The following is a 13,072-nucleotide window of genomic DNA, read 5'->3' as shown; positions in this document are numbered from 1 at the left end:
GAGCGCGGATAGCCTGGATCCCGGCCCATTCACTCGTTCGAAGGACTCATGTTGAACAAGCCAGTCGTCCTGGTCGCAGAGGAGCTGTCCGAGGCCGGTCTGGCCGTGCTCGGAGCGGACTTCGAAGTCCGCCACACCGACGGAGCCGACCGGTCCCAGTTCCTGCCCGCCCTCGCCGGGGTGGACGCCCTGATCGTCCGCAGCGCCACCCAGGTGGACGCCGAGGCCATCGCGCACGCGCCCCGGCTGCGCGTGGTCGCCCGGGCCGGTGTCGGACTCGACAATGTAGACGTCGAGGCCGCCACCAAGGCCGGGGTGATGGTGGTGAACGCGCCGACCTCGAACATCACCAGCGCCGCCGAGCACACCGTCGCGCTCATCCTGGCCTCGGCCCGCAACGTCGCCCAGGCGCACGGTGCGCTCAAGGCCGGCGAGTGGAAGCGGTCCAAGTACACCGGCGTGGAGCTGGACGGCAAGGTCGTCGGCATCCTCGGCCTGGGCAAGATCGGCCAGTTGGTGGCCCAGCGCCTCCAGCCGTTCGGGGTGGAGCTCATCGCCTACGACCCCTACCTTCAGCCGGCCCGGGCCGCCGCCATGGGCGTGCGGCTGCTCTCGCTGGAGGAGGTGCTGGCCCAGGCCGACTTCATCACCGTGCACCTGCCCAAGTCCAAGGAGACCATCGGGCTGATCGGCGAGCGCGAGATGCACCAGGTCAAGCCGAACGTACGGCTGATCAACGTGGCCCGCGGCGGCATCATCGACGAGAACGCGCTGTACGCCGCGATCAAGGAAGGCCGGGTCGCCGGGGCGGGCATCGACGTGTTCCCCAAGGAGCCGGTCACCGACAGCCCCCTCTTCGAGCTGGACCAGGTGGTGGTCACCCCGCACCTGGGCGCCTCCACCCACGAGGCCCAGGAGAAGGCCGGCACCCAGGTGGCCAGGAGCGTCAAGCTGGCGCTGGCCGGGGAGTTCGTGCCGGACGCGGTGAACGTGCAGGGCGGCGCGGTGCCCGAGGACGTCAAGCCCGGCCTGCCGCTGACCGAGCGCCTCGGCCGCATCTTCACGGCGCTGGCCGGCGAGGTCGCGGCCCGGCTGGACGTCGAGGTGCGCGGCGAGATCGCCGACCAGGATGTCCGGGTGCTGGAACTGGCCGCGCTGAAGGGCGTCTTCACCGACGTGGTCACCGACACGGTCACCTACGTGAACGCGCCGCTGCTGGCCAAGGACCGGGGCACCGTGGTGGAGCTGGTCACCAGCTCCGAGAGCCCGGACTGGCGGAACGTGATCACCGTGCGCGGCGTGCTGGCCGACGGCCGGACCGTCTCGGTCTCCGGCACCCTCTCCGGCCCCCGCCAGATCATGAAGCTGGTCGAGGTCAACGGGTTCACCATGGAGATCGACCCCACCGACCACCTGGCCTTCTTCACCTACACCGACCGGCCGGGCATCGTCGGCATCGTGGGCCGCCTGCTCGGCGAGCACAACGTCAACATCGCCTCCATGCAGGTGGCCAGGGGCACCAAGGGCGGCAAGGCGCTGATCGCGCTGACCGTGGACTCGGCCATCCCGGCCGACGTGGTCGAGCAGATCGCCACCGAGATCGGCGCCGACGGCGGCCGTACGGTCGACCTGGAGGACTAGCGGCACACGACCCCAGCCATCTCATCTCGTGAGACGCATGGCCGTCCATTGAGATGGCTGGGGTAACCTGCTGGGATGTATGACATGTATCCCTGGGACCACGCCGAGGACGTCGAGAACGAAGCGGCCGACGCCCTGCAGACCGCGCTGGACCGGCGCGACAACGGCGGTTCACCCCAGCGCTGAAACCGGCTGAGCTCGCCTTGATTCAATGAGAAACGCGTGATCTGGACTGCCGCAGCGGCGAGTCGATTGGTCGGAGGCTATGCGGCTGTCTATGGGACGGGTTTCTCATTGATCTACTGGCCTTCGCAACCCGGGCGAATGTGTCAATCTGGGGATGTGGTGAGCATCGGCGGCGGAGCCGCCAAGACGACCGCCAGCACGACGAGCCTGCTCAGGGTGATGAACGAGCGGGCGGTCTTCGGCGAGATCTTCCGGATGGGCCGGGTCTCCCGGCCGGAGCTGGCCCAGGCCACCGGCCTCTCCAAACCGACCATCTCCGTCGCACTGGCTGATTTGGAGCGCGCCAAACTGGTCCGCCCGGTCGGCCTGCGCACCGGCAACGCGGGCCGCGCCGCCCTGCTCTACGAGATCCGCCCGCAGGCCGGCTGGGTGCTCGCGGTGGACATCGGCCGCCACTACGTCAGGCTCGCGCTCGCCGACCTGGTCGGGCAGGTGGTGGCCCGCCGGGACGAGCCCGCCGGCGCCGAGTTGGTCGCCCAACTCGGCGACATCGCCACGGAGCTGATCAAATCGGCCGGGCTGACCCGCGAGGACGTCACGCTGACCGTGTTCGGCACGCCCGGCATCCACGACAAGGAGACCGGCGCCCTCCTGCTCGCCCCCAACCTGCCCGGCTGGGAGGACCCCGGCGCGGTGGACCGGCTGGCCGAGGTCGCCGCCGGGCCGTACGTGGTGGAGAACGACGTGGACCTGGCCGCCGTCGGCGAGGGCGCGTACGGGCTGGGCCGCGAGGTGGCGCACTTCGTCTTCGTGTCCATCGGGACCGGCATCGGCATGGGCGTGGTCATCGACGGCAAGCTCTACCGGGGCTCCCGCGGCGCGGCAGGGGAGATCTCGTACCTGCCGGTGGGGGAGGGGGACCCGCTGGTCAACCCCGGGCGGGGCATGTTCGAGTCGGTGGCCGGCGCGGACGGCGTGGTGGCGCTGGCGGGCAGGCTCGGGCTGGCGGCCGGGACCGCCAAGGAGGTCTTCGACGCGGCCCGCGCGGGTGACCCGGTCGCGGCCGAGGTGGTGGCCGCCGAGGTGGACCACATCGCGCACGCGCTGGCCGGGGTGACCGCCGTGCTCGACCCCGAGCTGGTGGTGCTCGGCGGCGGCATCGGCGGCCAGGCGGGGGACCTGCTGGCCGGGCCGGTGGCGCGGCGGCTGGCGGCACTGGTGGCGCTCCGCCCGCCGCGCATCGAGCTGTCCTCCACCGGGCCGGAGGCGGTGTTGCTCGGCGCGCTGGCGGTCGGCCTGGCCAGCGCCCGTGACCTGGTCTTTGAGCGAACCGTTGCGCTCGTATGATGAGACATGTGCTCGATCTCCGAGATGGACCGGTAAGGTGACCGGCATGGATTCGAGCATCATCCGGCTGGCGGTGATCCCCGGCGACGGGATCGGGAACGAGGTCGTGGCCGAGGGCCTGAAGGTGCTGGACGCGGTCGGCCTGAAGGTCGAGCGGACCAGCTACGACCTGGGTGCCAGGCGCTACCACGCGACCGGCGAGACCCTGCCCGACGCCGTCCTGGATGAGCTGCGCGGATACGACGCCATCCTGCTCGGCGCGGTCGGCGACCCCAGCGTGCCGCCCGGGGTGCTGGAGCGCGACCTGCTGCTCAAGCTCCGGTTCCAGCTCGACCACTACGTCAACCTCCGCCCCGTCAAGCTCTTCCCCGGCGTGGAGACCCCGCTCGGCAAGGCGCTCCCCGGCGACATCGACATCGTCGTCGTCCGCGAGGGCACCGAGGGGCCGTACGCGGGGGCCGGCGGCGTGCTCCGCAAGGGCACCCCGCTGGAGATCGCCACCCAGGACTCGGTGAACACCGCCCACGGCGTGGAGCGCGTGGTCCGCTACGCGTTCGAGAAGGCCGCCGGCCGGGAGCGCCGCAAGCTCACCCTGGTCCACAAGACCAACGTGCTCACCTACGCCGGCGATCTCTGGCAGCGCACGGTCAACCGGGTGGCCGAGGAGTACCCCCAGGTCACCACCGACTACTGCCACGTCGACGCGGCCGCGATGTTCTTCGTCAACCAGCCTGACCGGTTCGACGTGATCGTCACCGACAACCTGTTCGGCGACATCATCACCGACATCGGCGCCGCCATCGCGGGCGGCATCGGCCTGGCCGCCAGCGGCAACATCAACCCCGACCGCACCGCGCCCAGCATGTTCGAGCCGGTGCACGGCTCCGCGCCGGACATCGCCGGCCAGGGCAAGGCCGACCCCAGCGCGACCATCCTCAGCGTCGCCATGCTCCTGGACCACCTCGGCCACACCGAGGCGGCGGCCCGGGTGGAGCAGGCGGTCGCCGACGACCTGGTCGAACGGCAGGGCGCCTGGACCGGGCGGCAGACCCGCGAGATCGGCGACGACATCGCCGCGCGAGTAGCCGGGTAGCCCCGGCCACCCCAGCAGACTCAGCGCATGATGGCCCACAATGGGCCGTCATGCGCTTTTTTGTTCCCCGCCATATGGCTTAAGTTTCGTTTAGCAGCGTGTAGAGAGAAGGAATCATGAGCCAGCTCAGCTTCGACCAGCGGTCCAACCCGAACGCGCGGAGCGCGGCAGAACGGGAACAGGTGCTGGCGAACCCGGGCTTCGGGCAGACCTTCACCGACCACATGGTCTCCATCGACTTCACCGAGGGCGTCGGCTGGCACGACGCGCGCCTCGAGCCGTACGGGCCGCTGGTGCTTGACCCGGCCACCTCCGTCTTCCACTACGCGCAGGAGGTGTTCGAGGGGCTCAAGGCGTACCGGCAGGCGGGCGGGTCCATCGTGGCCTTCCGGCCGCTGGCCAACGCTGCCCGGTTCAACCGGTCCTGCGCCCGGCTGGCCATGCCGGAACTGCCGGAGGAGGTCTTCGTGGAGTCGCTGGAGCTGCTGGTGCAGGCCGACCGCGACTGGGTGCCCACCACCGAGGGGCACAGCCTCTACCTGCGGCCGTTCACCATCGCCACCCAGGTGGGCATGGGGGTGAACTACCCGTCCAAGACCTTCCGGTACATGGTGATCGCCTCGCCGTCGGCCTCCTACTTCGCGAGCGGCGTGAAGGCGGTCAAGGTCTGGCTGTCCACCGAGTACACCAGGGCAGCCCCCGGCGGGACCGGGTTCGCCAAGTGCGGTGGCAACTACGCGGCGGCCTTCGTGGCCCAGCGGCAGGCCGTCCAGAACGGCTGCGACCAGGTCGTCTGGCTGGACGCCTTCGAGCATCGCCACGTGGAGGAGATGGGCGGGATGAACCTGTTCTTCGTCCGCGGTGACCGCCTGGTGACCCCGCCGCTGACCGGTACCCTGCTGGCCGGCATCACCCGCGACTCCATCCTCACCTTCGCCGCCGACCTCGGCCTCACCGCCGAAGAGGGCAAGATCACCATCGAGGAGTGGCAGGCGGGCTGCGCCTCCGGCGAGATCACCGAGGTCTTCGCCTGCGGCACCGCCGCCATCGTCACCCCGGTCGGCTCGGTCAAGGGCGCCGACCGGGAGTGGACGATCGGCGACGGCACGCCGGGCCCGGTCACCATGCGGGTCCGCGAGGAACTGCTGGGCATCCAGTACGGCACCCGCCCCGACCCCCACGGCTGGGTGCACAAGATCTGCTAACGCCTGCGGATCAGCGTCAGCCCGTCCGCGATCGGCACCAGCACGGAGTCGACCCGCGGATCGGCTGTCACCAGGTCGTTGAAGGCCCGCATGGCGGGCACGTTGCCCCCCGCCCCGGGGTCGGTGATGCGCCCGCCCTGCAGGGTGTTGTCCACGCAGATCAGGCCGCCGGGCGCGAGCCGGCGCACCAGCTCCCGGTAGTAGTCCGGGTACCCGGCCTTGTCGGCGTCGATGAAGGCGAAGTCGACCGGCTCGTCCTCGGGCAGCGCGGTGAGCGTGCCGAGCGCGGGCCCCAGGCGCAGCTCCACCCGGTCGGTGAGCCCGGCGCGCTCCCAGTACCGCCGGGCCACCGCCGTCCACTCCTGGCTCACGTCGCAGCAGATCAGCCTGCCGTCCGGGGCCAGGCCGCGGGCGATGCAGATCGAGGAGTAGCCGGTGAACGTGCCCACCTCCACGGCCAGCCTGGCGCCGGTGAGCTGGACCAGCATGGTCAGCAGGGCGCCCTGCTCGGGCGCGATCTGCATGGAGATGTTGTCCGGCGCGATCGCGGCCGTCTCCACCGCCAGTTCGCGGAGCAGCTGGTCGGGCTGCGTGGCGTGGGCGGCGACGTACGCGGGCACGGAGGGGTCGGTGTAGGACGCCTTCAACGTGGTCATGACGGCCAGCCTACGACGCGCGCACATCTCGGATCCTGAGATCAATGTGCCGGATGGCGGATCGTATGGCAGACTCCAGAGAATCATGTCTTACTGTCTGCTCATTATTGGCAGGCGCGCCGGCTGACAGGACACCGCCGGCGCGCAGACCTCTCACGCCCGTGAGGGGTCTTTTTGTTTGAGCGAGCTGGCAGGACCTCCTACAAGGAGACGACATCCCACCATGGCTGATGACACTTTCCACGTGTACGACACCACCCTCCGCGACGGTGCGCAGCAGGAGGGGCTGAACCTTTCGGTCGCCGACAAGCTCGCCGTCGCGCGGCATCTGGACGCGCTCGGCGTCGGCTTCATCGAGGGCGGCTGGCCGGGCGCCAACCCCAAGGACACCGAATTCTTCCGGCGGGCTCAGACCGAGCTCGACCTGAAGCACGCGCAGCTCGCCGCGTTCGGCGCGACCCGCCGAGCCGGTGTGAAGGCGGCCGACGACCCTCTGGTCGCCGCACTGCGCGAATCCGGCGCGCCGATCGTGACCCTGGTTGCCAAGAGTCACGACCGGCACGTGGAACTGGCCCTCCGCACCACTCTTGAGGAGAACCTCGCGATGATCCGCGACACGGTCTCCCACCTGCGTGCGGAGGGCCAGCGGGTGTTCCTGGACGCGGAGCACTTCTTCGACGGCTACAAGTCCAACCCGGCGTACGCGCTGGAGGTGATCCGCACCGCGGCCGAGGCGGGCGCGTCGGTGATCGCGCTCTGCGACACCAACGGCGGCATGCTCCCCGACGAGCTGGCCGACGTGGTGCACCAGGCGGTCCAGACCTCGGCCCGGATCGGCATCCACTGCCACGACGACACCGGCTGCGCGGTCGCCAACACGCTGGCCGCCGTCCGGGCCGGCGCCAGCCACGTGCAGGGCTGCGCCAACGGGTACGGCGAGCGCTCCGGCAACGCCAACCTGTTCACCGTGGTCGCCAACCTCCAGCTCAAGCGCGGCTTCCAGCTGGTACCGCCGCAGGCCCTGCGGGAGATGACCCGGATCGCGCACGCCATCACCGAGGTGACCAACGTCACCCCCAACTCCCACCAGCCGTACGTCGGCACCTCGGCGTTCGCGCACAAGGCCGGCCTGCACGCCTCGGCCATCAAGGTGGACCCCAACCTGTACCAGCACATCGACCCGGCCGAGGTCGGCAACGACATGCGCATGCTGGTCTCCGACATGGCCGGGCGGGCCTCGGTGGAGCTGAAGGGCCGCGAGCTGGGCTACCAGCTCACCGGTGACCAGGCCCGCACCCTGGTGGAGCGGGTCAAGGAGCTGGAGTCCCGCGGGTACACCTTCGAGGCCGCCGACGCCTCCTTCGAACTGCTGCTGCGCGACAGCGTGCACGGCGAGCGGCTCCGGCACTTCTCGGTGGAGTCCTGGCGGGTCATCGTGGAGCGCCGCCCGGGCGGCGAGGTGGTCAGCGAGGCCACCGTCAAGCTGCACGCCAAGGGCGAGCGCATCGTCGCCACCGGTGAGGGCAACGGCCCGGTGAACGCGCTGGACAAGGCGGTGCGGACCGCCCTGGAGGGTCTCTACCCCGAGCTGGCCGCGGTGGAGCTGATCGACTTCAAGGTCCGCATCCTGGAGGGCACGCACGGCACCGACGCGGTCACCCGGGTCCTGGTCACCTCCAGCGACGCGGGCGCCGAATGGGCCACGGTGGGCGTGGACGAGAACATCATCGAGGCGTCCTGGCAGGCCCTGGAGCAGGCCGTGACGTTCGGCCTGCTCCGCGCCGGCTACAGCCTCTGACCTCTAGACCAGGTCCTTGCCGGACATCTTGAACGTGGCCGGGCCGTTGGGAGTGCGCACGATGACGGTCCGGCCCGAGCAGGACACCGCGGGGTCGTCGGTGCCCGGCACCACGATGGTGAGCAGGCCGGTCGCCGCCGGCGACTGCACCACGGGGGCGGCCTCCTTCTTCATGTACGAGGAGGAGATCCAGCCCTGGTAGGGGTTGGTCTGCCCGCTGACCACCTGCTGCCCGGAGACGGGCTTGCACCCGGGCAGGGCCAGCTGCACGATCGACGCCTTCCAGCCGCCGTCGCCGTGGCTGACCACGACCCGGCCCCCGCCGTTGGAGACCACCTTCAGGCCGGAGGCCAGGTGCCACAGGTTGCGGACCTTGCCCGAGGCGACGGTGTCGTACACGGCCATGACGTCCTTCTTGTCATGGTTGACGAGGACCGCCCGAGTGCGGCGGGTGCCGTACGCGGTGTCGGTGAGTGTGAAGGACTGCCGGTCCTTGCCGATCGACCTGCGGATCAGCGCGGTGGCCATCCGGCCCCTGAACTTCTTCCCGGCCACGATGGGCACGTTGTGCGCCTCCGGGGTGATCGTCCAGCGGCGGTAGGCGGTGTTCTCGTAGGAGTGGAATCCGGCCTCGGTGAGGATGTTGCGGCCCTGGGCGTAGTAGGTGACGCCCAGGTGGTCCTCGTGGCCGTGGAACTTCAGGCCGGGGCCGAACCTGATGGAGTAGTAGGCCGACTCCCGGTCGCCCCAGGCGGTGCGGCCGAAGACGTACCCGGCCTTGTAGATCTGGACCAGCGAGTCGGGGCGGTCGTAGGCGGCCGGCTGCACGTCGGCGGGGCCGTCCCCGAGCGGGACCAGGAAGCCGTCGGGCTGGGTGGCCGCGCTGATGTGCTCGGGCAGCTTGTCCCAGCGCCTGGCCAGGCTCTCGGGGATCTTGACGCCGCAGTCCTTGAGCTTGTCCATGGCCACCCGGAGGCGGTCGTGGAAGTACACCGCGTACCGCGGGGCCTGCTCGCGCAGGGCGCCCTCGGCGTCCACGTCCAGCTTGGTGGTCTTCTCCATGCGGCTGACCGCCTTCTTGCGCCAGGCGGCGTTGCCGTACCGGCAGGCGATGGTGAGCAGGCCGATGTCCTGGTCCAGGCCGTGGTTGTGACCCCACTCGTAGTGCTTGTCGTCGTCCAGGATCCGGGCGTGCTGGACCAGGCTGTCGCGCAGCCACTTGTCCGGCACGTGCCGGCTCAGGCAGACCAGCGCGGGCGCCCGCAGCGCCACCGGATGCTCGGCCCAGGCGTAGGTGCCCAGCGACCCCGGCGGGTTCTTGGCCACCCAGTCCTTGGCCACCTCGGTGGCCCGGGACAGGTAGGTGGCCTTGCCGGTGGTCTCGTAGTCGGCCACCAGCCGCCCCACCCACCGCAGCGAGTGGAAGACCATCTTCCAGGACCGGTTCTTGTACGGGTCCAGGCGCCAGTTGACCTTCTCCCCGATCTTCACGGGGGGCAGGTCGAGGAAGGAGAGCTGACCGGCCATCACTTCCTCCGCCGTGGGCGTGGCGGGTAACCAGTCCCCCTGGCACTCGGGCGTGCGCGCCACCGCGCTCGCGGGGGTGGCCGTCAGCAGGCTTCCCGCCAGTAGAAACACACCAATCACTCTGGAACCGCCGGGCACGCCTGTTCCTTCCGTCACACGGGGGGCGCGGATCATGCTGGCCGAATCCGGTCAATTGGGTCAAGTTCCACTACGAAAGTGGTGGGGTGGAGTTATCCACAGGGCTGCCTGAGGGGTGGCGGGCGACCACTAGCCTGGGTGTCGTGCGTATCGCGAGGTTCACCACGGGCGACGGGGTCGCTTTCGGCGTGGTCGAAGAGGGCGGCCAGGTGGTCGCGAAGATCGACGCTCACCCGTTCGGCGGCATCCAGCTGACCGGCGAGCGCTACCCGCTGGCCGAGGTGCGGATCGTGCCGCCGATCCTGCCCAGCAAGGTGGTGGCGATCGGGCGCAACTACGCCGAACATGCCCGTGAGCTGGGCAACGAGGTCCCGTCCGAGCCGTTGATCTTCCTCAAGCCGTCCACTTCGGTGATCGGCCACGGCGAGGGCATCGCCTATCCGGAGAAGCTCTCCGAGCGGGTGGACTTCGAGGGCGAACTGGCCGTGGTGATCGGGCGGCTCTGCCGCGAGGTGCCGGTAGAGCGGGCTGGGGACGTCATCTTCGGCTACACCTGCGCCAACGACGTCACCGCTCGCGACCTGCAGAAACGCGACGGGCAGTTCACCCGGGCCAAGGGTTTCGACACCTTCTGCCCGATCGGGCCGTGGATCGAGACCGACCTCGACCCGAGCGACCTGGCGCTGACCACCACGGTCAACGGCGAACTTAGGCAGAGCGGGCGCACCTCCCAGCTGATCTTCGACATCCCGGCGCTCATCGCCCACGTGACCGCCGTGATGACGCTGCTTCCCGGCGACATCATCCTGACCGGCACGCCCGCCGGGGTCGGCCCGCTCCAGGTCGGCGACGAGGTCAGCGTGGGCATCGAAGGCATCGGAACTCTCACCAACAGGGTGATCTCACGTGACTGACGTACGGGTGCGCTTCGCGCCCTCGCCGACCGGCATGTTCCACGTCGGCGGGGCCCGCTCCGCGCTGTTCAACTGGGCGCTGGCGCAGCAGTCGGGGGGCCGGTTCGTGCTCCGCATCGAGGACACCGACGCCGCCCGCAACCGCCCGGAGTGGACCGAGGGCATCATCTCCGCGCTGGCCTGGATCGGCATCGACGGCGACTCGCCGTACTTCGAGGGCCCCTACTTCCAGTCGGCGTACGAGGCGCAGCACCGGGAGGCGGCCGCGCTGCTCCGCAAGGACGGCCGTGCCTATCACTGCACCTGCACCCGGGATGACGTCAAGGAGCGCACCGGGTCGGAGTTCCGGGGTTACGACGGCTACTGCCGCGATCTGGGGCGCACCGAGGGCGCCCTGCGCTTCCGCACCCCCGACACCGGCATCACCGTGGTGGAGGACCTGGTGCGCGGCACCGTCGAGTTCCCCAACGATGCGATGGAGGACTTCGTCATCGCCCGCGCCGACGGCTCCCCGCTGTTCGTGCTGGCCAACGTGGTGGACGATGTGGAGATGCGGATCACCCACGTGGTCCGGGCCGAGGAGCACCTGTCCAACACGCCCAAGCAGCAGCTGCTCTGGCAGGCACTCGGCCACACCCCGCCGGTCTGGGCGCACGTGCCGGTGATCGTCAACGAGAAGCGGCAGAAGCTCTCCAAGCGGCGCGACAAGGTCGCCCTGGAGTCCTACCGGGCCGAGGGCTACCTGGCCGAGGCCATGGTCAACTACCTGATGTTGCTCGGCTGGGGCCCCGGTGACGATCGCGAGATCATGCCCTGGTCGGAGATGGTCCCGCTGTTCGACCTCAAGAACGTCAACCTCTCCCCGGCCTTCTTCGACGAGAAGAAGCTCCGCGCCTTCAACGGCGAGTACATCCGCGCCCTCCCGCTGGAGATCTTCATCGACCGCTGCGCCCCCTGGCTGGAGCCCGGCTGGGACCGCGCCACCTTCGCCAAGGTGGCCCCCCTGGCCCAGACCCGCGTTGCGGTCCTCTCCGAAATCACCGCCAACGTGGACTTCCTCTTCCTGACCGAGCCCGTCCACGACCAGCCCTCCTGGGACAAGGCGATGAAGCCCGGCGCCGCCGACATCCTCTCCGGCTACGCCTCCCGCCTGGAAACCGTCAACTGGGACCCCGAGTCCCTGAAGACCGCCCTGGAGGAGGTCGGCACCGAACACGGCCTCAAACTAGGCAAGGCCCAGGCCCCCATCCGGGTAGCGATAACCGGCCGCACCGTGGGCCTCCCCCTCTTCGAATCCATCGAGTCCCTGGGCCGCGAACGCACCCTGGACCGCCTACGCGCCGCCCTGTCCAAGCTGCCCTGACACGCCACATGCTCCAACCACCCCGGCCACCGATCGAACGGGGCCGGGGCGGGCCGACAGCGAGAGGGTGGGATCGACGGGCAAATGAGCGGTCGTAGTCCCGGATGCCGTGCTCGCAGGCGGAGGATGCTTCGTTCTGCCGATTTGCGTGCTGTTCCTGGCCGGGTGCCTGCCGGTTCTCGGTGATCCGGCACCGCGGCCGGTGGGATTCGGCCGTACCGGCGACGGGCGGATTCGGTTCGTGGTCGTGTTGTGTCCCGGTGAGCGACTCGCCCCGTTGACGGCGAGCGACTGGGAGCGCCGGCAGCCGATCTGGAAGGTGTCACAGCCAGACGACACGCTGCGGCACGGCGGGCGGATCACGCTGGGCGACGGACGGGGATTCGCGAAGACCGAGGTGCCCATGGTCCCGGCATTGCCGACGGCGATCGACGCGACGGCTGAGCTCGCGGATGGTCGCCTATTCGGATCCGCTTCCGACGTCGATGGGATCCTGCAGGATCTGGCAGGTTCGAATGATGTCCTGGATCTTCACACGAAAGGGTCACCGAAGACAGGTTCCGAGAACAGGTGAACGACGAGTACTGCTGAACTCGCAGCCCTGGCGGCTCCATGTACCGATCACATCCGCCGTCTGTCGTTCACAGCCTCAAAGTTGACGGTCGCCCACTTCTCCGCTGTTCGTTCTCACTGTCGAAACCGTGGGCCTGGAATCTGGTGGGGGAGTTTCGCGGCACCCATCCGTCCCGGCGGAGCCGGGCCCGGACCCGGAGGGTCACGAGGGTGGGTGGGTGGGACAACCCCCATCCGCCCCCGCAAGGACCGCCGTCCCGGCAGGGGCTGGCACGTCGGCCGAGGTGGGCGCCTTGATTGCGCGGTTGAAGGCACGGGACGATGCGGCGCTCCGCGCCTGCGACCAGGCCGGCTGGGCCCTAGGGGTGGCGCTCTCCTCGGCGATCAACCTGATCGACCCCGAGACGATCGTGCTCGGAGGCGTGTTCGCGCCGCTCTTCCCGTGGATCGGCGGCGCGGTCGCGGAAACCCTCCAGGCCCGACTCGGACAGATGCGCCTAACCGTGCCACCAATCATGGTCTCCCGCCTCGGATCCGAAGCGGCCACCCTGGGCGCGGCGGGCCAGGTAATCGAAGAGATCATCGCCGACCCAGCCGCACTCCTCTGATGGGCGCCCTAACAGCCGAGGCC

At 69.7% G+C, this 13,072-nt stretch carries 11 protein-coding genes; 9 read left to right on the top strand and 2 right to left on the bottom strand.

From position 1 onward, the window contains the following. Nucleotides 1-51: 51 nt before the first annotated feature. From serA to KIP79_RS10940, 4 genes are all read left to right on the top strand, one after another. Nucleotides 52-1,641, top strand: a complete 1,590-nt coding sequence (serA, locus tag KIP79_RS10955; RefSeq protein WP_214104672.1) for a phosphoglycerate dehydrogenase — start codon at nt 52-54, stop codon at nt 1,639-1,641. 615 nt (nt 1,642-2,256) lie between these two features. Then, nucleotides 2,257-3,174: an ROK family protein gene (locus KIP79_RS10950; protein WP_372453557.1), complete on the top strand. Its 918-nt coding sequence runs from the start codon at nt 2,257-2,259 to the stop codon at nt 3,172-3,174. A gap of 46 nt (nt 3,175-3,220) precedes the next feature. After that, nucleotides 3,221-4,267, top strand: coding sequence for a 3-isopropylmalate dehydrogenase (locus KIP79_RS10945; RefSeq protein ID WP_214104608.1), 1,047 nt, complete (start codon nt 3,221-3,223; stop codon nt 4,265-4,267). Between the two features lie 116 nt (nt 4,268-4,383). Next, on the top strand, nt 4,384-5,472 hold the full coding sequence (locus tag KIP79_RS10940) for a branched-chain amino acid aminotransferase (protein ID WP_214104607.1): 1,089 nt from the start codon (nt 4,384-4,386) through the stop codon (nt 5,470-5,472). Here the strand turns inward: KIP79_RS10940 and KIP79_RS10935 are convergent. Then, nucleotides 5,469-6,128 (bottom strand): O-methyltransferase, encoded by a 660-nt coding sequence (locus tag KIP79_RS10935; RefSeq protein ID WP_214104606.1) that lies wholly within the window; start codon nt 6,126-6,128, stop codon nt 5,469-5,471. The two genes, KIP79_RS10940 and KIP79_RS10935, sit on opposite strands and share 4 nt — an antisense overlap. 223 nt (nt 6,129-6,351) lie before the next feature. Between KIP79_RS10935 and cimA the strand changes: the two genes are divergently transcribed. Next, the gene (gene cimA / locus KIP79_RS10930; protein WP_214104605.1) at nt 6,352-7,926 is read left to right on the top strand and encodes a citramalate synthase; all 1,575 of its coding nucleotides are present in this window, start codon (nt 6,352-6,354) and stop codon (nt 7,924-7,926) included. Nucleotides 7,927-7,929: 3 nt separating this feature from the next. On the opposite strand, the gene KIP79_RS10925 is transcribed toward cimA, so the two are convergent. Continuing rightward, nucleotides 7,930-9,564, bottom strand: coding sequence for a heparinase II/III domain-containing protein (locus KIP79_RS10925; RefSeq protein ID WP_308169664.1), 1,635 nt, complete (start codon nt 9,562-9,564; stop codon nt 7,930-7,932). A 170-nt stretch (nt 9,565-9,734) separates the two neighbouring features. Between KIP79_RS10925 and KIP79_RS10920 the strand changes: the two genes are divergently transcribed. From KIP79_RS10920 to KIP79_RS46785, 4 genes are all read left to right on the top strand, one after another. Beyond that, nucleotides 9,735-10,505, top strand: a complete 771-nt coding sequence (locus tag KIP79_RS10920; RefSeq protein WP_214104603.1) for a fumarylacetoacetate hydrolase family protein — start codon at nt 9,735-9,737, stop codon at nt 10,503-10,505. Then, a complete protein-coding gene (gene gltX, locus KIP79_RS10915) occupies nt 10,498-11,868 on the top strand; it encodes a glutamate--tRNA ligase (protein ID WP_214104602.1) in 1,371 nt (456 codons plus the stop codon). The genes KIP79_RS10920 and gltX overlap by 8 nt, the downstream gene beginning before the upstream one ends. Nucleotides 11,869-12,016: 148 nt before the next feature. Then, on the top strand, nt 12,017-12,442 hold the full coding sequence (locus tag KIP79_RS10910; RefSeq protein WP_214104601.1) for a hypothetical protein: 426 nt from the start codon (nt 12,017-12,019) through the stop codon (nt 12,440-12,442). Nucleotides 12,443-12,569: 127 nt separating this feature from the next. Continuing rightward, nucleotides 12,570-13,049 (top strand): ROK family protein, encoded by a 480-nt coding sequence (locus KIP79_RS46785; RefSeq protein ID WP_308169663.1) that lies wholly within the window; start codon nt 12,570-12,572, stop codon nt 13,047-13,049. Nucleotides 13,050-13,072: the final 23 nt, after the last annotated feature.

Origin of the sequence: Acrocarpospora catenulata (assembly GCF_018476525.1) — a bacterium.
In the GTDB taxonomy this organism is placed as follows: domain Bacteria; phylum Actinomycetota; class Actinomycetes; order Streptosporangiales; family Streptosporangiaceae; genus Acrocarpospora; species Acrocarpospora catenulata.
This window is presented reverse-complemented; position numbering and strand designations above follow the sequence as displayed.

Excerpts from the sequence above, each read along its gene's own strand:
- KIP79_RS10945 (WP_214104608.1), top strand. The coding sequence starts at position 3,221 with ATGGATTCGAGCATCATCCGGCTGGCGGTGATCCCCGGCGACGGGATC.
- KIP79_RS10940 (WP_214104607.1), top strand. The coding sequence starts at position 4,384 with ATGAGCCAGCTCAGCTTCGACCAGCGGTCCAACCCGAACGCGCGGAGC.
- KIP79_RS10935 (WP_214104606.1), bottom strand. The coding sequence starts at position 6,128 with ATGACCACGTTGAAGGCGTCCTACACCGACCCCTCCGTGCCCGCGTAC.
- cimA (WP_214104605.1), top strand. The coding sequence starts at position 6,352 with ATGGCTGATGACACTTTCCACGTGTACGACACCACCCTCCGCGACGGT.